Raw genomic sequence first — 17,580 nt, 5'->3', positions numbered from 1 at the left:
TCCATCTTCCGGTTTTCCGGTCTTAACTTTCATCCGCCACTAAAGCTGGCACCCGATGCGCCGCCTGGGCAATCCGAATGTACCCGTGAATATCTAACTTTTCACCACGTTCAGTGGGGGTAATACCCGCCTCGGTCAGGATCGCCTCGGCACGAGCACCAGAACCAGCCCACGAGGCAAGCGCGGCCCGCAGGGTCTTCCGCCGTTGGGCAAAGGCAGCATCAATCACGGTAAAGACTTCGTCGCGGTCAATATCGGCGAGCGGTTGCGGGCGCATACTGAAACCCACAAGCCCGGAGTTAATCTTCGGGGCGGGCCAGAATACGTTTTTACCGATAACCCCCGCTTTAAAGACCTCAGCATACCAGCTTGCCTTCACCGAAGGAACCCCGTAAATCTTGGATCCGGGTTTCGCCGCCAGACGATCGGCAACCTCATCCTGCACCATCACCAAGGCGTGGCAAATGCTCGGAAATTGCGCGAAAAGGTGCAGAAGCACCGGAACCGCCACGTTATAGGGCAGGTTAGCGACCAGCGCATCCGGCGTGTGGGGAAGCTCAGTCACCTTGAGAGCGTCCATAAGCACCACATTAACGTTTTGTGCCTTATCGGGGCGGAATTTGGCGATAGTATGCGGTAGCTGCTGCGCTAACGGCGGATCGATTTCAACCGCGACAACGTGACGCGCGGCATCTGCCAACCCCAGGGTGAGAGAGCCTAGTCCGGGACCGATTTCGAGCACGGTTTCGTCGTCGGTAATATCCGCTGCGGTAACGATGCGGCGAATAGTATTCGGGTCAATCACGAAGTTCTGCCCCAGGGTCTTCGTGGGGCGGATGCCCAGCTGCGCGGCAAGGTCACGGATTTCTTGGGGACCCAGCAGGGGTTTATCGTTCAGATTTTCTCTCACCCTATCTATTCTACGAAAGGTTGCAGGTCTAGGTCGAAGGACGTCACTCATTGGTGTGAGTAATTTACTTGAGAACTCTGCGTTTCTTCCGTACCTGCCAGAAAGTCGATTTGACGATGTTTTGGGCATTCTTCAGCCGGGCCTTGGGCGCGGCATAAATACGCAGCTTATTGAGGAGCGGCTGTTTTTTTGTCTGGTTTGCTTTATGGTACACAAAATGCGTCCCGTCTTCCTCGATAAGACTATTTCCTGTCCAACCGCACAGTCCTGGCTGCACAACCTTAATATCCACCCCAAAATCAGCGGCAAAAAGGGGCCAATCATCCGCCAGCCAGTATTGTGAACCGCGCGCATCAATCTGCTCAATAATTTTCTGCGCCGCCGACCGAGAGATCAGATACAGCCCCGTACAGGCAGTCCAGTCGTTAGCGCAGTACCCTAAACGGTGACGACCCCAAATAAACGGAGAAAACAATGACAACCGGGGGTAAGGGGTACGGGCATTCATACGACCCATCTGGGTGGACCAGCCATCCGCAAAATTCACCACGCCAATACTGAGAGATTTTTCAATAACCCGAGAAACAATTTCATCAATGGAGGCGTGTATCAATGCATCGTCCTCAGCAACAAGCGCCCATTCTTCCCCGCTTTCTAGAAAATCACGCCACACATAAGTATGACTCAAGGCGCATCCTACTTCCCCGGGACGGGCTAGACGGCCTGCTCTCTTCTCAAAATAGATGTTATCAAATTCAGGGCTTTCCCCAGGAATAGGTAAAGCACGCCCATCTACTCCCCAAAATATATCAAAACCAGCGCCCCCTGGAGCACTGAAGAAATACTCAAGACGATTTTCGTCTTTAAGAGCAACAACATATTTTTTCATTTTCCCTCTTTATATTTGATGTGACAATGATTTACCGGTATCCACCGGAATATATTTCAAATTGCATACCTGCAATAGTTTTTATATTATCTTTATACTTCAAGCTTAATGGACTCACAATATTCCCTGATAAATCAGACCAGGGGACAGGATACTCTGGCATATATTCAAATGCTTGAGAGTTATAACGCCCCTCTAAAAGGGTTGAAAAGTAATCCATACGGCGATGTATTTCAGAAATCCACTCATCGGTAAACCTGCTGTATGGTTTGCACGCATAAGCAGACATATTCACAATCGACCTATAGTAGTTACGCTGGTCTTTCCCCAATACCCCACTTGCTGGTGACGAATTCCGGGAATTTTTTTCATGCGGCGCGATCACCCACATATCTGGGGTAGCATTAAGCTCCTCAAGAAGAGGTAACCAGGGCTTATCCATAGGTTTTATATCCATATAGACACCACCGTGATGGTGCATCAGGTAGGCACGCATATAGTCGGAACGCTGAATGTAGCTCAACTTCACGTATGAAGGGTGTAAAGGATACCCAGGAACTATATAGTCATCCAGATTATCTGGAGTCACCAGAATAACTTTACTCTCAGGGTTAGTGGAGCGAATAAGATTAAGTGATTTCCGACGGGCAGGCGTTATTTCGTTATCTCCTGTCCACACTACAAATATCTGGTTAGGGGCATCTCGAAGATTATCTTTAGGAAGTTGGGAATCGTAGAATAAGTGATTAACAGAGAAGGTACTAGAGTTTGGCACAACAACATCACCAATACGATGAGTGTATTTCTCAAGGTCATAAGAATATGGGTTTTTCTGCGAGTACCAACTACGTATCTTATCTATCCCTGCGCCATCTTTGACATAATTAATCCATATATAATGTTTTATTCTTTTTGAAAAAGAAATGATTGACACAGCTTTACCCTAGTTCTCTCACATTAACATGCTATTGATACGTTACGGGATAGAAAGCTATTTATCGGGATGCCATATCACACAAAGACAGAATTTGCTCCAGAAATTATGAGGTAAAGCCTTAAGGTGAGATATAGCATCTACCATAATAGCATATACGCGTGATAGTTCATGCAGGCTTCGACAAAGGTGGCACAAAAAATACTTATACCTTATGCACTCGTTACCATCGTCTAGAACCCCTCAATTCCCCAGCTGCCGTACACACGCTTCGAGTTCGCGCGGATAATTCGGCACAGATCCTCTAGGCTCTGCTCGCGGTGCGCCGCCATGAACCGCACCGTATAGTTCGTCATGTAAGAGGCATTCGGGCGACCCCTAAACGGGTGCGGGGTCAAAAAAGGCGCATCCGTCTCGGCAAGAATCAGCTCAGGGCGTGCCACACGCAACGACTCCTGAATATCCTTCGAGTTTTTGAAGGTCACGGTTCCGGCGAAGCTCATGTACCAGCCCTGCTTATTACAGATGCGCGCCAGCTCAACACCGCCCGAGTAGCAGTGAAATACAGTACGCTCGGGGGCGCCCTCCTCAAGGAGGATGCGCACTACATCATCGTGCGCCTGCCGGTCATGAATCTGAAGCGCCAGATCGTGCTTCTTCGCTAGGCGAATATGCTCGCGAAAGCTGCGCTGCTGAGCTTCAACACCTTCCTCCGCGGTGCGAAAATAGTCGAGCCCGGTCTCGCCGATAGCTCGCACACGCGGTTCGGCGGCAAGCGCATCCAAGGTCTCCAGAGCCTCATCGAGGGTACCGGCGGATTCCAGTTCGGGGGCGGTGTTGGGGTGAACGGCAACCGCCGCCAAAACCCGCCGGTCGGCGCGGGCGGCGGCAACCGCATACAGCGAGGAGGGAATATCGCAGCCAACCTGCACAATGGCACCTATGCCGAGTTTTTCCCCGGTGTCGAGGGCGTCCCGGGCAGTAATCTCTACTTCGCCATCAAGCAGATCCATATGGGTGTGGTTATCGACGATGGCGTAAGGCAGGGGCTCGGGTGCAGGCGGGAACACAAGGTTGCGGGACCGTCCGTCACCGCCCTTCGTGGAGCGGCGGCGGGTGCCTTCGCCCGAAGGTTCCTGCGCTATCCCTCCCCCGGTCTCGTCACGATAAAGCTCGGCGCGGTAGGGCGCGGGAGTTTGCCCTTCTTCGATCTGCCAGCCATGCGGAAGCACGCTCGCCGTCAGTTCTTCTTCGCTTGGCATCTTATAGTGTGCCAAGGCTGCAAGGGAGTCTAAATACTCCTGCGTGATTTCGGTTTGCTCGGAGTGGCTATGGCACACGGTATTCTCCTGTGGGCTGTGTTGAGGTGTGTTTAGACGTTGGCATTTCGAGCGGCGAGGGTGGCTTCATAGAGTTCTCGTTTGGAGGCACCCGTTTCGGCGGCGACTGCGGCGCACGCATTTTTGAGGCGTTCCCCCGCATCCACCCGTTCGAGGACGAGGCTCACGATATCTTGCGCCTGCGGAGTTTCGGGAGGCTCGGCGCCAGCAACCACAATCACGATTTCGCCGCGTACCTGGGTTTTGTGCGCCCAGTCAGCGAGTTCGTTCAGGGTGCCGCGCAGGGTTTCTTCGTGCAATTTGGTGAGTTCGCGGCATACGACGGCACGCCGTTCGCCCCCGAAGACCCGGGCAAAATCTGTGAGCGTGGCGGCTACACGATGCGGCGATTCATAGAAAATCATGGTGCGCTCTTCCGCCGCCAGGGAGTTCAGCCTTCTTGTACGTTCTGAGCCTTTACGCGCCAAGAACCCCTCAAAAGTGAATCGTCCGGTGGGCAGTCCCGAGAGCGCGAGCGCAGTCAATGCCGCCGAGGGACCGGGGATCACGGTCGCCGGCAGGTCGGCGTCGGCAACGGCGGATGCGGCAACATAGCCGGGGTCTGAGATGGTTGGCATACCGGCATCCGAGAGCAGCAGAACCGTGTTCCCGTCGCTGACCGCCTGCACGAGCTGGGCGCTGCGTTCCGCCTCGTTATGATCGTGATTTACGATAATTCGTCCCGTAGTGTGCACTCCCAACCCGGAGGTGAGGGTGCGGAGCTTGCGAGTATCTTCGACGGCGATCACATCAGCGGTAGCGAGCGCCTGCCGTAACCGGTCGCTGGCATCTGAGAGGTTGCCGATAGGGGTTCCGCCGAGAATGAGAATACCTTCCTCACGCTCATCAGACGCTAGGGGCTGCATTGTTGTATCGGCGGAGGTGGTACTTTGTGTATCGCGCTCATACATTTCGTTTTCGCTCACTCCCCCAGTGTATCGTGTGTGCTTTTCATCTCGGAGATGCGCTGTGCCGCTATAGCACTCAGTTCCTCATGATGTCGGGGTAGTTTTATAGATTTTATATATGGTGTGAGCCAGATTTTTGTGGTTTCAGGTATTTTCAAGAAGACGTGGAGGCTTACACCCTATAGGATTGATAGGTGATGTTAACCGCTAGTCTTTCTTTTACGAAGTCCAGAGTGCAGTACTCTCTGTCGAATCTTTTCGAGGCTCTGGGCGTCGCCCGTGTTTCGCTACCCCGTTGGGGCTGGCTTGCACCGACCCTGATTGTACTCTTAGCGGGTGTGCTGCGTTTTTATAACCTGGCACACCCGAATGCGATTGTCTTTGACGAAACCTACTATGCCAAGGACGCCTATTCGTACCTGCACTACGGATATGAAGTTTCGTGGTCAAGCGGCGTGGATCACGCATTCGCTTCGGGGGATTTTAGCGGTATCTTACCGAACAGCCCCGAGTATGTGGTGCATCCGCCCTTGGGTAAATGGATGATTGCCTGGGGAATGGCGATTTTTGGCGAGAACGCCTTCGGCTGGCGCGTGAGTGCCGCGATTATTGGTACGCTCTCGGTGGCACTTCTGGCGGTTGCCGGGTGGCTCATGTTCCGTTCGGTCACGGTTGCCTCTATTGCTGCGCTGCTGGGTGCCGTTGATGGTTTGATGTTTGTGGAATCCCGTCTGGCGCTTCTCGATATTTTCCAGATGTTCTGGATTTTAGCGACTTTTGTCTGTCTGCTTCTTGACCGACAGGCGGCGCGCAGAAGGCTCGCGGCGAATGTCATGAAGATTGTGGATGCGCACGGCGAGTCGGGCTTGCAGAAGATTGTTTTCGGCCCCGGCTCGGGTTTGCATCTGTGGCGTCTTGCCGCCGGTATTTGTGCCGGTGCCGCTGTAGCGGTGAAGTGGAACTCACTGTTCTTCATTGCTGCAATGGGTGTGCTGACGGTGTTTTGGGATATGAATGCGCGGCGCATCCTAGGGTTGAAAAATTGGGGTATTGTCGCTCTGATTCGAGAGGGTATTCCTGCGTTTATTCAGATGATTGGCGTGGGTCTTATCGTCTATCTGACCACCTGGATTGGCTGGTTCAAGTCGTCAAACGCTTTCTACCGCCACTGGAGTAACCAGTTCCCCGACTCGGGTGCTGTGAAGTGGCTTCCCGAGGATTTGCGCCTACTCTGGGAATATCATACATCCGCATTTAAGTTCCATTCAGGGCTCAGCAGTGAGCATCGCTACGCGTCGCAGGCGTGGCAGTGGCTTATTCTGGGGCACCCGACGTCGTACTACTATGAGGCGCCGAAGTTTGGTGAAAAAGGATGCACGGCACTCAACTGTTCGCAAGCGATCCTCAATATTGGTAACCCGCTGATCTGGTGGGTATTTATTCCGGCGATAATTCTCGCCCTAGTCATTTTTATCCTGAAGCGCGACTGGCGTTTTGGAGCTCTTTTGCTGGTTTTCGCCGCAGGCTATCTGCCGTGGTTCCTCTACCCGAACCGCACCATGTTCTTCTTCTACGCTCTCTCCTTTGAGCCTTTCCTCCTCATCCTCTTAGCGGGTTGTTTGGGCGTGCTTTTGGGGAACCGTACCAGTTCCGTCAGACGCGTGCGCGTGGGCGTTTTGTGCGTGGGCATATACCTGACGGCAGTTCTGCTGGTGAGCGCATACTTCTGGCCTCTGTGGACTGGGCAGGTTATTCCTTACGAGCAGTGGTACGGGCATATGTGGATTCCAACCTGGATTTAGCGGCGGCGTTCCCCAATACCCGGAACCAACAGGATGCTGCACGAAAAAGGCTCTTGAGGTGAATAAGGTGTTAGAAACACCAATTTATTCGCCACAAGAGCCTTTTTATGCTGGAGGGAACGTGTGCCGGGTACCCGCTAAGCTCCGGTATCACCGTCACGTTCGGCGCGCATCGCCTTGATTTTCTGGCGAATCTGGTAGCGCTCCTTGTAATACCGATTTTCCTTCACGAGGCGGTAGCGCGTGGGCCAGGTGAACGCCAGCAGCACACCGATTATCAGCAGGGTTATCACCACGATAGCGAGTGCCGCGTCGATCCAGAATTGCGGCGGGTATAGGCGAATGAGCGTATCACTCATGCGGAACTGCCAGTTGCCTTGCGGGAAGAAGGTCGTATGGAAGGTGGTAAAGAGCCATTCCCAGCTGGTAGCGCCTATGATACCTAGCACCACAAGCATAATAACGGTAGCCCAAGCGCCGGTGTACAGGCTGCGGCGAATAGTGCCGGGGGCGCGCTCCTTCAGCGAAATACTGCCGATTAAGGCCAGCACGCAGAATACCGCCACGGCGATGGTTGCGAAGAGCAAGACTCGTTTGACGTCGTGCATATGCTGGATTTCACTCTGGAGGAATGCCGGGGTGTTTGCCGGTCCGGTGGTGGCTTTCGCCAGGTAGTCTTCGGGGGCTAGGTTGGTCACGTAGTCCAGCCCATAGGAGCCTAACCGCATACGTTCGGCGAGGTCGAATCCGTAGCTGTCTTCGGGGAATCCGGGCCTGCGGTATTCCAGCCAGAGGAATGGTGCGGACGCGACGGCCCGAATAGCGATCATAAACGAGAGGAGCGGTACCGCTGCCGTGATGAGGGCGGCACGGAGCTTGAGCAGGCGTGGGCGTTCGGCGGCGGCTTCTTGTGCCGCATCTTCTTCCCATGCATTTGAAGTTTCGACGGTACGGGTTGTTTGCGTGCGGTATTTAGGGCGTGAACTCAGCGAGCCGGTTGAGATTTTTGTTCCCTTCTCCACGGTCACCAGGGTGGATTTTTGGGTTTTGTTATCGGCATCTTGACTGGGTTCTGAGGCGGGTGTATCCGGCGCAGCTGCCTTTTCAGCCGGAGCCGCGTCTTCGTTCTTTTTCTCGTCAAACTTCTGCACTAAAGTACTGAGCGTGGGGTGCTTCGGAGATCCCTTTGCCTCGCGGATAAGAGGAACAAACCCGGTCGAGACGCTGGTGTAAGTACGTACCCGCTGCCCTACGCTTTCCCCTTCCTGCTGCCTCGTGTCATGTGCGCCGGATGCTAGATCGCTGGGAATATCGGGGTTGTCTGCAAAATCCGGAGCTTCGGTGTACATCTGTGCCGATGCTCCCAGCAGTGATTCGGGTGTTCTTTGTGTTGCGGGGGCGGAAGCACGCGCCGCCGCTTCTTCAACGGTTTCGGTGCCGATCGCGGAGCGTAGCGCATCCCAGGCTCTCTGCCCTGAGGATGCGGTACCGCTGTGACTTTCCTGTGCCATAGGTGTCTTTTCTGAATAGAGTGGTATAGATAGGGTGTTTGTCCTATTTTCATAGGAGAAGAACCTTCCGCTGAGCGGCGGAAGGTTCCTATGAAGGTTGTGAGAGGCTGGCAGTACCTCAGGATCGTTCAGCTTTAAGCTCCACCGTGTAGACGACTCGCCATCCTTGCGGTGCGGTTAATCGTGCCGCATGGTAATCGCAAAGATCGTAAGCGTGTGGCTCGCGGTACTCGGACAGCGGGCCAATCGTCGCCGTAGAGTCAGCGTATGAGTAGCTGAGGGTCACCGTGGCTTCATGTTGACAGGTCTGCCGGGAGCAGTGTCTAACTTTCTGCATGGGTACTGTTGTGCCTTCCTAGCGCCTTAGCTTGCCTGCTTACGTAGCCGGCGACGCTCGCGTTCTGAGAGACCGCCCCATATTCCGAAGCGCTCATCATTGTCCATTGCATATTTTAGACACTCTTCACGAACGGGGCACGATTCGCAGACGCGTTTAGCGTCACGAGTAGACCCTCCTTTTTCAGGGAAAAAGGCTTCTGGGTCGGTTTGGGCACACAGCGCATCAGTTTGCCAGGCGAGCTCTCCGTCATCACCTTCAGTTCCGTACATGCCTGCAGCGGCGGCCCACATATCGAGGCCTTCGACGCAGGTAAACATGTTGCCTACCTCAACTGTGGAAGCCGCAAAGCTGCCTTCCTCAGTGGTTGCGTCAGCAACGCTCAGGAACATATTTGCTTGTTCTTCTAGGGATTGCGCGGTTTGCATAGTATGTTGGCGGGTTCCGCCTGTGCGTTCACCGGCAATACCGGTGCTCAGGCGTGAATACCCAGCACAGGTGTATGAACCCATAGTTTTTCCTTCCGTGTTCTCATTGGCTAGATGAGTCTGCGGTGATTCGTTGGTGTGCAAACGAATCTTTTTTGGCTCTGTAGATTTATAGTTTTTTGGGCATGAAAGATGTTTCCGCAAATAAACCTACATAACTATTAGAAGGGCGACACGCCCATTCGTCAAACTGGACTTATAACTTTTATCCGTGTATGTGCAGATCACCGTCAAATATTTCAATGTTTATACGGTGTTAGACCACAAAATAATTACTTCATCATGAAAGTTTTGGGCGTTATCTTCTGTATATATCTGTTCCTCCATACCCCCTCCAAAACCCCCGAGATTACGCCTCGAACGAAGCTCTATCAAACTCCTAAGCACCTAGTCAAAACAGGTTTTTTATATCCTATTCAAAACCTAATCGTGTCACTTATTACATTTTAATAACCCACCTGCAAGATATTTTATGAACTTCACACCCGTAATGCGCCCGTAATATAACTTCAACATCCTTAAGAGTATATTTGCATCGCACGCAAATTTATGACTACAAATACTTTCTTCTTCAACTGTTATGACGTCAGGAAAAATATCTCATGATGTGGTCGCGTGTACTGCCGAAAGTAATATCATGCATCGAAATTTTTGGGAGTTTACACACGGTAAAGTTATTCTATGGCTGAAAATTTACTCTCGACCGTGGCAAATGCCCGCTCATTCACGCGTATTTTCGATGCTCTCGCGCGTGTGCAGACCCCCGCCCTTATCTGGCATGCTCGCGGGGGTGAACGCATCGAGCTCTCCGGTCGCGTCTTCATGAATTGGGTAGCAAAGAGCGCAAATCTTCTGGTGAATGAGTGCGAAGTTACCGAGGAATCTGGGGTGCAGATTACGGGTCCCCTGCACTGGCGTTTTCTGGTTCTCGCCTGCGCGACTCTCTACGCTGGCGGCTACTTCGACGATGAAGAACCGCTTGTAGGCGCCTCAGATACCACCGAGCACGCTCAGAACCTCAATAACCCCGACTATCTTCTTCTCGTTGATCGCGGGCCTCTCTCGATGCGCTACCTTGGCAATTTTCACGAGGCCAAGTCAATGATTGATGCCGAAGTTATCGACTTCTGCGCGCTCGTGCGCAGCGAGGCTGACCAGTTCATCGGCTTACCAGCTTCGACCTCATCACCCGTGGGCGATAACTTAACATCGGCAGAGCTAACGGCACGAGTGCTCTCTCGGGCACATGAACATGCTGGTCACGATTACCGTCTTCCTTCAGGGGAACGAGCATTAGCGCTTCGTCTTCACCTTCCCTCAGAGTTCGACTCGGCACCCTCAGCCCTCACGATCGTGACAGAGGCGCTTGCCTGCCTCATCGCGGGTTATGCCGTATTCCTACCCGATCCGCTAGCTGACTTTACCGCTACCGAGTTAGACCCGCTCCTGCGTTCTGAGCGAGCTCTAGATCTCACCTTGGGACACTCCTAGAAAACGGCAGCGTAGTTCGCTCAGAGGGTAAAAAGACTGCGACGGAACCTCAGAAAAAGAATCCGCCGCAGTATACAAACAGTCTATTTATTTATGAACGTTTACCGGTAGAGGGCTTATCAATATCGGTAATTTCAACATTCTGTTGCGAACGCTGGGCCTGTGCCGCAGGATCTACCACGGGAACCGAGCCGGTCAACACGCCCGTCGCCTGGTTCAAAATGTACCCCAATTCTTCGTGTTCGGTAGCGTCCCCTTCATCCACCTGTTTACGGTGCTTGCCGTAAACCCAGAAACGGTAGAGGAAGTACCGCAGAATCGTTCCCAGCGCGGTGCCGATAATCGTACCGGAGATAAACGATGCTTCCGGCGAACGCAGCCCCAACACGTAGTTAGTGAAGAACACGCATCCGGCCTCAACCAAAATGCCAAGAATATTCACAAAGGCAAATTCGATGCCCTCACGTTTCCAGTTCTCGGATCGGTCTTCGCGGAAGGTCCACAGGCGGTTCATAATCCATGCAAAGATGGTAGCCACAACGCTGGCAATTACTTTTGCCTTGGTATGTGCGTTCTCGAAAGGACCAAGCATCAGCGCCCACACCACGGCAGCGTTTACCAAGAATGCGGCACCGCCAACGGTACCGAATTTAAGTACCTCTAGACCGTAGGTATTCCACAGTGATTTAAGACGATCACCCAGTGTAGAGCGAGAGTCTGAAGCCATATTCTCCATCTTTTCTGCCCATTAAGATGACCTGGGCGTCTGTGAGTTAAATTTTGATAGCATCCCTAAAATACTAGTACAGCCGATCCCGTTTTACCTTATTTTATTGAGTTTTATCATGCACTTCCCAGGTTATTTTCAAGTCTGCGGCGCGGAATACTACCGGTATTTGGGGGCATAAGAGTACACTTGAGTGATGTGACTTACCCTGTAACTGGACCTGTACTTGGTGTTATCGGAGGCGGCCAGCTGGCACGCATGATGGCGCCCGCAGCAACGAACCTTGGATTTGACCTTCATATTCTCGCTGAAAGCCCTACGGTGGGCGCCGTGGCAGCGGTGCGCAGCGCGCCCGTGGGAGATTATAAGGATTTAGAGACTTTGCGGGAGTTCGCTCGTGGCAAAGATGTTATTACCTTCGATCACGAGCATGTTCCCACCGAATTTTTGCAGGCGCTTATTGCCGAGGGGGTGAATGTGCAGCCGCATCCGGATGCGCTGCAATATGCCCAGGATAAGCTCATGATGCGCCAGGCTGTAGAAGATCTTGGACTACCGAACCCGCGCTGGGCACGCGTTGAAACTTTGGATGAGCTTCTCGCCTTTGGCGATGAGATCGGCTGGCCCGTGGTTTTGAAGACCCCGCGCGGGGGCTATGACGGCAAGGGCGTGATGGTGCTGGATTCTCTTCAGCACGCCCGTGAGCAGGCTGCTGCCTGGTTTGATGAGCTTCCTCACCGCACCGATTTTTCGGCGCTTTTGGCAGAGGAAAAGGTTCCGTTCACCCGCGAGCTTTCCGCTCTCGTGGCGCGCCGTGAGAGTGGGCAGGTTCTCCCCTGGCCTGTCGTAGAGACAATTCAGGTGAATTCGGTCTGTGATGAAGTGATTGCACCCGCGCCGAACCTCTCCCCCGCAATTGCCCAGGCGGCATCCGATGCAGCCGTTACCCTAGCCACCGAACTTGGGGTTACCGGCGTAATGGCGGCGGAACTCTTCGAGGTTCCGGGATCTTCAGCAGGCTTCTACATTAATGAACTCGCGATGCGCCCGCACAATACCGGACACTGGACCCAGGAAGGTTCGGTAACCAGTCAGTTTGAGCAGCATCTGCGTGCGGTACTCGATATGCCGTTGGGCGCAACTACTATGCGCGACGAAGTTGCCATTATGAAGAATTACCTAGGCGGCGAGAATGAAGATATTTTCGGTGTGTACCCGCTTGCGCTCAGTGCCGAGCCACGCGCCAAAATTCATTTTTACGGTAAAGAAACCCGCCCAGGACGTAAAATTGGTCATGTGAATATTACCGGTCGGGCAGCTGAGACTCGGGCGCTACGCGATGCCGCCGCGAATGTGGCATCTATTGTGCGTGACGGCCGCCCGCTCTAAGAGTTTGCCGGTATATTTCGTGTCCGTAGTGTCTTATTAGCTCACAGGAAGGATTGTTCATGAGCTCCCCGTACGATTCAGATAAGCCCGTTGTTGGCGTTGTGATGGGGTCAGATTCCGACTGGTCCATCATGGAAGAAGCCGCTACGGTTCTTGAAGAATTCGGTATCCCCTATGAAGCGGATGTCGTCTCAGCACACCGCATGCCTGAAGATATGATCGCCTACGGCCAGCAGGCTCATCAGCGCGGTATTCGCGTAATCATCGCCGGTGCCGGCGGGGCCGCGCATCTTCCCGGCATGCTCGCCTCGGTTACCGCGTTGCCCGTTATTGGTGTCCCGGTGCGTCTGAAGAATCTCGAAGGCATGGATTCCCTGCTTTCTATCGTGCAGATGCCCGCGGGGGTTCCGGTGGCGACCGTGTCTATCAACGGCGCACGCAATGCGGGACTTCTGGCGCTGCGCATCCTAGGATGCGCCACCGACAACTTCGCGCAGCAGGTGCACTCCGATCTTCTCGATTTCTCGAAGGATCTGCGCCAGAGCGCGGTAGATAAGGGAACGGCTCTGCGCGCTAAGCTCGCCGAGCATCGCGCCCAGGTTGCCGAAGAAGAAAAAGTACAGGCACCGGCGGCTCCCAAACCCGCCCCGACCGCCGACTCTACACGTGATGAAGGGGACGAACCGCAGGCTTACGTGCCCTAATGTATGGTCGTTTCTCGGTGTTATCGAGCCGTTCCGTATCTTCACGGAACGGCTCGTATTTTATCTGCTCCCAAGGTCGCCTTCGCTCAGCGTAACCTGCGGTTGAGGCTAAAATAGTTGAATGAGCAATATTCTTCAATCCGATATTTGGGCACGTTTTCAACAGTCTCTTGGTCATACCGTCATTCGCCACGAGGGCGAAGGCTGGTCCTATCTCGCTACCGTTGAGGGCGGGCGCACCGGCAAGTATCTTTACAGCCCCTACGGCCCGGTGGCACAGAGTGCGCAGGCTTTCGATGTCGCGCTCGACTCGCTGAAAGAAGAAGCAAAGGCTCACGGGTGCCTGTTTGTGCGCATCGAACCAATTGACTCCGCTATCTGGGGTTCGCAGGATGCGGCAGAGTTCCTGAAGGCACGCGGCGCTGCGTTGGCACCGCGCCAGGTTCAGCCTTCACACACGCAGATTATTGATCTTTCCGGCGACGAAGCTGCAATTTTGAAGGATATGAAGTCCAATAACCGCAATCTGCACCGTAATATCCACAAAAAAGGTGTCAGCATTGAGGTGTCTCAGAACCCCGAGGATATGAAGGTGCTCTTCACGTTCCTCTCTGAGACCGCCGACCGCAACGGGTTCAACCGTCAGCAGGACGACTATCTGATGCAGGTGGCAAAGACCCTCATGCCTGCCGATGCCGCGTCCCTCTATATTGCTCAGCTGACCGGCGAGGATGGTTCCAAGGAGCCTATCGCGGCGGCATTTGTCTACGATTCTGATGATACGCGCACCTATGCTCACGCGGCGGCCTCTTTTGCGCATCGTAAGCTCTCGGCAGGCATTCCGGTAGTGACCAATTTCATCTTGGACGCTAAAGCAAAGGGTCTGAAATATGTGGATCTTTTCGGCATTGCACCCGAAGATCAGCCTGATCACGAATGGGCGGGGTTCACCAAATTTAAGAAGTCTTTCGGCGGGCGTTCGGTTGAGTACCCCGGCACCTGGGACATTCCGGTAAACGTGCTAGGCTACCGCGCCTACGGCTACGCATACCGCGCGCGTCCCGCACTCAAGAAAGCACTGGGAATCGCTCAGGAAACCGCGAAATCTACAGTAGCTAAGGTTCGCGCACGCCTGAAGAAATAACGACACTTCGGCAGCCTAGGTTTCCAGGCAGCCCACGCTCACACGATAAGGCCTGTGCCGCGCTCTCAATGATTGAGAGCGCGGCACAGGCTTTATATCAAGACGTTACTTTGTATGCGACAGAATCTCGCGCAGGCGAGAAAGGCGATGCTCAGCCTCCACAATGCGCACGGTTCCCGAGGAGGAACGCATAACGAGCGACTGGGTGGTCACAATATTCTTGCCGTAGCGCACCCCGCGCAGCAGCTTGCCGTCGGTAATACCGGTTGCAGCGAAGAAGCAGTTATCGCTGGTGACCAGATCGTCAGTTGTGAGGATGCGGTCAAGATCGTGCCCCGCAGCGAGCGCCTTCTCACGCTCGGCATCGTCGGTGGGTGCCAGACGGCCCTGGATAACGCCTCCGGTAGCCTTGATGGCGCAGGCGGCAACGATGCCTTCGGGGGTTCCGCCGGTACCGAGCATTACGTCAACACCGGTTCCTTCACGGCAGGCCGCAATAGCTCCCGCAACATCGCCGTCAAGGATAATGCGGGTACGTGCACCGGCATTACGAATCTCTTCAATGAGCTTAGCGTGACGCGGACGATCCAGAACGCACACGGTCAGTTCGCTTACGTTCTTACCCTGTGCCTTAGCGACCAAGTGAAGGTTCTGTTTGACGGGCAGGCGAAGATCTACGAACTCTGCGGCTTCGGGCCCAGTCACCAGTTTTTCCATGTAAAACACGGCGGAGGGGTCGAACATAGAACCACCGTCTGCCACCGCGATTACGGAGAGGGCGTTGTCCATGCCCAATGCGGTCAGACGAGTTCCGTCGATGGGATCTACCGCAATATCGAGGTTGGGGCCGATACCATCGCCAACAACTTCGCCGTTGAATAGCATGGGAGCCTTATCTTTTTCGCCCTCGCCGATCACAACGGTTCCGTTGAAGTGCACGGTCGAGAGACGGTAGCGCATCGCGTCCACGGCGGCACCGTCCGCGCGGTTCTTATCGCCTGCGCCCACCCAGGGACCGGATGCGATGGCTGCGGCTTCGGTGGCGCGCACCAATTCCATAGCTAGGTTGCGGTCGGCGTGGTTATTGTTTTCAGTCATTGCTCACCTTCGAGGTCGTTGTCATGGCCGGCTGGCTGGTTCGTTCCAGCGCTTTGAACCGGCACCTCCTGTTTACTAGCATAACGCGCCCGGCGGAATGTTCGCGTGTATTGAACGGGTTTGCGTGGGCGCATGTACCGTGGTGAACATCCGCCCAGGTGGGTGTGGGAAACGGTATGTCTTAGAGCGTATGAGAGAATGTGTGAGTGGAAAACTCTCAGAATCACGCGCATACACCGGCTGAGAGCGATGGTCAGAACGCTCATGCGCCGAAGGCTCACGCAGATGCTTCTGCCGATTCATCTGTTGTGCCACAAATTACACAAAAACAGGCGAAACGCATTAATGCTCCGGCGCGCAATATGATTATTTCGATGCTGGCGATGGTGGCTATTCTCATTCCGGTGCTCTGGCTCATGCCGCAGCCGGATAAGAATCCGTACCGCCCGCAGGTGAATTTATCGCAGGTAGCGGCTGAATCTACCCAGCAGGCGGGTTTTCCGGTGGCGGTACCGCAGCTTGAGGGTTGGCACTATAACTACGCGCGGTGGACGGGTAATACTCCCGATAATATCCCGTACTTTAAGAGCGGACAGGTGACCAGTAAAAATCATTTTATTGAGTTGATCCAAGCGAAGGATACAAACCCTACCTGGGTGGCTCAACAGGTCGATAACGCCGCGAAACAGGGCACCGAGTCTATTGGCGGTGTGGAGTGGGAAGTACGTTCAGCCACCTCTAAGAAGAACAGTGAAAAAGTGTATTCCTATGTGGCGCAGGTGCCTCACGGCAACGGTGAGACGACAACCGTGATACTCACCGGCACGGCAGACCCGGCGGAGTTTGCCCAGTTGGCGGATGCGACAGTCACCTATATGAAAGCGCCGACGATGACGGCCTCCCCGGGTGCATCCAATACTTCTAATATTTCGTGATCTTCTCTAGCAAAATGTACGGTCTGTTTTCGGTAAAATAGAGGGAAGATACCTCTCACTTTAAGGAGCCTGCTCATGGGTTCTCGTCCGGTTCAACCCACCGCTGAGTACGTTTTGGAACGCCTGCAGGAGGGTAACGCACGCTTTGTACGGGGCGAGCTTTCGCATCCGCACCAGGATGTGGCACGTCGCGACGAACTCACGGGTGGGCAGTTTCCTTTCACTACGATTTTTGGGTGTGCGGATTCGCGTACACCACCGGAACATATCTTTGACCTGGGTCTTGGCGATGCTTTTGTGGTACGCACCGCGGGGCAGGTTCTTGATGACGGTGCCCTTGGTTCGCTGGAATATTCCATCACCCAGTTCAAGACGCCGGTACTGATCATTATGGGACATCAGTCTTGCGGGGCTGTTCAGGCTACCTGCTCGTCGGTGGAATCGGGGCAGCTTCCGGGCGGCTTTATTACACGAGTAGTTGAGACTATTCAGCCTACGGTGCTGGCCCAAGAACTTCCCCACGGCGAGAAGCCAAGCCAGCATGTGAACGAGATGGTACGGGCTCATACGTCTGCGACGGCTTCCCGTCTGCTTCAGGAATCGCGCATTATTGCCGATGCAGTTACTCGCGGCGAGACCATTGTGGTGGGCTGCTTCTATCATTTGGATTCTGGCGCGGTCGATATTGTCTTTGACTCGCGCGAGGTGAAGTAGTTCCCACGCGTTTTATATACGAGGAGGCGGTGACCACCGCCTCCTTCGTGTTATCTACCCGAGAAAACCAACATAACCCCAGAAGTTCCAACAGGCTTTACTTGATTTCATACGGTACCGCCACACAACCCCACAGCGTGGTGAGTATCATCATGCACGGTATTCCCCAAATGTTCCGATTTTTACACGAAGGGTATGAAAACCCGCCATTTTGAGCCCT

At 54.0% G+C, this 17,580-nt stretch carries 17 protein-coding genes; 7 read left to right on the top strand and 10 right to left on the bottom strand.

What is annotated here, in order from left to right:
- Positions 1-22: 22 nt before the first annotated feature.
- The 5 genes from rsmA to rsmI form a co-directional block, all read right to left on the bottom strand.
- The gene (rsmA, locus tag HMPREF0733_RS06675; RefSeq protein ID WP_041322000.1) at positions 23-898 is read right to left on the bottom strand and encodes a 16S rRNA (adenine(1518)-N(6)/adenine(1519)-N(6))-dimethyltransferase RsmA; all 876 of its coding nucleotides are present in this window, start codon (positions 896-898) and stop codon (positions 23-25) included.
- A gap of 76 nt (positions 899-974) precedes the next feature.
- On the bottom strand, positions 975-1,799 hold the full coding sequence (locus tag HMPREF0733_RS06670; RefSeq protein ID WP_013398605.1) for a glycosyltransferase family 25 protein: 825 nt from the start codon (positions 1,797-1,799) through the stop codon (positions 975-977).
- Positions 1,800-1,830: 31 nt separating this feature from the next.
- Positions 1,831-2,733: a capsular polysaccharide synthesis protein gene (locus HMPREF0733_RS06665; protein ID WP_041321698.1), complete on the bottom strand. Its 903-nt coding sequence runs from the start codon at positions 2,731-2,733 to the stop codon at positions 1,831-1,833.
- A 233-nt stretch (positions 2,734-2,966) separates the two neighbouring features.
- Positions 2,967-4,073, bottom strand: a complete 1,107-nt coding sequence (locus HMPREF0733_RS06660) for a TatD family hydrolase (protein ID WP_013398603.1) — start codon at positions 4,071-4,073, stop codon at positions 2,967-2,969.
- A 32-nt stretch (positions 4,074-4,105) separates the two neighbouring features.
- On the bottom strand, positions 4,106-4,978 hold the full coding sequence (rsmI, locus tag HMPREF0733_RS06655) for a 16S rRNA (cytidine(1402)-2'-O)-methyltransferase (RefSeq protein WP_041321999.1): 873 nt from the start codon (positions 4,976-4,978) through the stop codon (positions 4,106-4,108).
- Positions 4,979-5,217: 239 nt separating this feature from the next.
- Here rsmI and HMPREF0733_RS06650 point away from each other — a divergent pair, with 239 nt between their 5' ends.
- Positions 5,218-6,822, top strand: coding sequence for a dolichyl-phosphate-mannose--protein mannosyltransferase (locus tag HMPREF0733_RS06650; RefSeq protein WP_013398601.1), 1,605 nt, complete (start codon positions 5,218-5,220; stop codon positions 6,820-6,822).
- Between the two features lie 137 nt (positions 6,823-6,959).
- On the opposite strand, the gene HMPREF0733_RS06645 is transcribed toward HMPREF0733_RS06650, so the two are convergent.
- From HMPREF0733_RS06645 to HMPREF0733_RS11430, 3 genes are all read right to left on the bottom strand, one after another.
- Positions 6,960-8,333, bottom strand: a complete 1,374-nt coding sequence (locus HMPREF0733_RS06645) for a TIGR01906 family membrane protein (RefSeq protein ID WP_013398600.1) — start codon at positions 8,331-8,333, stop codon at positions 6,960-6,962.
- A 118-nt stretch (positions 8,334-8,451) separates the two neighbouring features.
- Positions 8,452-8,670, bottom strand: a complete 219-nt coding sequence (locus tag HMPREF0733_RS11000) for a DUF3499 family protein (RefSeq protein ID WP_080513867.1) — start codon at positions 8,668-8,670, stop codon at positions 8,452-8,454.
- A 26-nt stretch (positions 8,671-8,696) separates the two neighbouring features.
- The gene (locus HMPREF0733_RS11430) at positions 8,697-9,182 is read right to left on the bottom strand and encodes a WhiB family transcriptional regulator (protein WP_013398598.1); all 486 of its coding nucleotides are present in this window, start codon (positions 9,180-9,182) and stop codon (positions 8,697-8,699) included.
- A gap of 657 nt (positions 9,183-9,839) precedes the next feature.
- On the opposite strand from HMPREF0733_RS11430, the gene HMPREF0733_RS06635 reads away from it, so the two are divergent.
- Positions 9,840-10,649: a TIGR03089 family protein gene (locus tag HMPREF0733_RS06635; protein ID WP_013398597.1), complete on the top strand. Its 810-nt coding sequence runs from the start codon at positions 9,840-9,842 to the stop codon at positions 10,647-10,649.
- 91 nt (positions 10,650-10,740) lie between these two features.
- Here HMPREF0733_RS06635 and HMPREF0733_RS06630 read toward each other — a convergent pair whose 3' ends face one another.
- Positions 10,741-11,376 carry a GtrA family protein gene (locus HMPREF0733_RS06630; protein ID WP_041321997.1) on the bottom strand — a complete coding sequence of 212 codons (636 nt, stop codon included), beginning with the start codon at positions 11,374-11,376 and terminating at the stop codon, positions 10,741-10,743.
- Positions 11,377-11,574: 198 nt separating this feature from the next.
- On the opposite strand from HMPREF0733_RS06630, the gene HMPREF0733_RS06625 reads away from it, so the two are divergent.
- The 3 genes from HMPREF0733_RS06625 to HMPREF0733_RS06615 all read left to right on the top strand — a co-directional run bounded on the left by HMPREF0733_RS06625 (position 11,575) and on the right by HMPREF0733_RS06615 (position 14,613).
- Entirely contained in the window at positions 11,575-12,765 is a 1,191-nt protein-coding gene (locus tag HMPREF0733_RS06625) for a 5-(carboxyamino)imidazole ribonucleotide synthase (RefSeq protein ID WP_013398595.1), read from the top strand.
- Positions 12,766-12,824: 59 nt separating this feature from the next.
- Complete coding sequence (purE, locus tag HMPREF0733_RS06620; protein ID WP_013398594.1) at positions 12,825-13,469, top strand: 5-(carboxyamino)imidazole ribonucleotide mutase; 645 nt, start codon at positions 12,825-12,827, stop codon at positions 13,467-13,469.
- A gap of 121 nt (positions 13,470-13,590) precedes the next feature.
- Complete coding sequence (locus tag HMPREF0733_RS06615) at positions 13,591-14,613, top strand: lipid II:glycine glycyltransferase FemX (protein WP_013398593.1); 1,023 nt, start codon at positions 13,591-13,593, stop codon at positions 14,611-14,613.
- 105 nt (positions 14,614-14,718) lie between these two features.
- Here HMPREF0733_RS06615 and glpX read toward each other — a convergent pair whose 3' ends face one another.
- Positions 14,719-15,711 carry a class II fructose-bisphosphatase gene (gene glpX, locus HMPREF0733_RS06610; RefSeq protein ID WP_004006091.1) on the bottom strand — a complete coding sequence of 331 codons (993 nt, stop codon included), beginning with the start codon at positions 15,709-15,711 and terminating at the stop codon, positions 14,719-14,721.
- A 206-nt stretch (positions 15,712-15,917) separates the two neighbouring features.
- Here glpX and HMPREF0733_RS06605 point away from each other — a divergent pair, with 206 nt between their 5' ends.
- Both HMPREF0733_RS06605 and HMPREF0733_RS06600 read left to right on the top strand, forming a co-directional pair.
- Positions 15,918-16,646 (top strand): DUF4245 domain-containing protein, encoded by a 729-nt coding sequence (locus tag HMPREF0733_RS06605; RefSeq protein WP_013398592.1) that lies wholly within the window; start codon positions 15,918-15,920, stop codon positions 16,644-16,646.
- Positions 16,647-16,721: 75 nt separating this feature from the next.
- Positions 16,722-17,360, top strand: coding sequence for a carbonic anhydrase (locus HMPREF0733_RS06600; protein ID WP_013398591.1), 639 nt, complete (start codon positions 16,722-16,724; stop codon positions 17,358-17,360).
- The last annotated feature ends 220 nt before the right edge of the window (positions 17,361-17,580 follow it).

It is taken from the genome of Rothia dentocariosa ATCC 17931, assembly GCF_000164695.2.
Taxonomy (GTDB): Bacteria; Actinomycetota; Actinomycetes; order Actinomycetales; family Micrococcaceae; genus Rothia; species Rothia dentocariosa.
Note: the sequence above shows the minus strand (reverse complement) of the source record. Positions and strands in the feature narration are given on the sequence as shown.

What these genes read in the sequence shown, in the direction of transcription:
- HMPREF0733_RS06670 (WP_013398605.1), bottom strand. Translation starts at nt 1,799, where the DNA reads ATGAAAAAATATGTTGTTGCTCTTAAAGACGAAAATCGTCTTGAGTAT.
- rsmI (WP_041321999.1), bottom strand. Translation starts at nt 4,978, where the DNA reads ATGCAGCCCCTAGCGTCTGATGAGCGTGAGGAAGGTATTCTCATTCTC.
- HMPREF0733_RS06650 (WP_013398601.1), top strand. Translation starts at nt 5,218, where the DNA reads ATGTTAACCGCTAGTCTTTCTTTTACGAAGTCCAGAGTGCAGTACTCT.
- HMPREF0733_RS06645 (WP_013398600.1), bottom strand. Translation starts at nt 8,333, where the DNA reads ATGGCACAGGAAAGTCACAGCGGTACCGCATCCTCAGGGCAGAGAGCC.
- HMPREF0733_RS11000 (WP_080513867.1), bottom strand. Translation starts at nt 8,670, where the DNA reads ATGCAGAAAGTTAGACACTGCTCCCGGCAGACCTGTCAACATGAAGCC.
- HMPREF0733_RS11430 (WP_013398598.1), bottom strand. Translation starts at nt 9,182, where the DNA reads ATGGGTTCATACACCTGTGCTGGGTATTCACGCCTGAGCACCGGTATT.
- HMPREF0733_RS06635 (WP_013398597.1), top strand. Translation starts at nt 9,840, where the DNA reads ATGGCTGAAAATTTACTCTCGACCGTGGCAAATGCCCGCTCATTCACG.
- HMPREF0733_RS06630 (WP_041321997.1), bottom strand. Translation starts at nt 11,376, where the DNA reads ATGGCTTCAGACTCTCGCTCTACACTGGGTGATCGTCTTAAATCACTG.
- purE (WP_013398594.1), top strand. Translation starts at nt 12,825, where the DNA reads ATGAGCTCCCCGTACGATTCAGATAAGCCCGTTGTTGGCGTTGTGATG.
- HMPREF0733_RS06615 (WP_013398593.1), top strand. Translation starts at nt 13,591, where the DNA reads ATGAGCAATATTCTTCAATCCGATATTTGGGCACGTTTTCAACAGTCT.
- glpX (WP_004006091.1), bottom strand. Translation starts at nt 15,711, where the DNA reads ATGACTGAAAACAATAACCACGCCGACCGCAACCTAGCTATGGAATTG.
- HMPREF0733_RS06600 (WP_013398591.1), top strand. Translation starts at nt 16,722, where the DNA reads ATGGGTTCTCGTCCGGTTCAACCCACCGCTGAGTACGTTTTGGAACGC.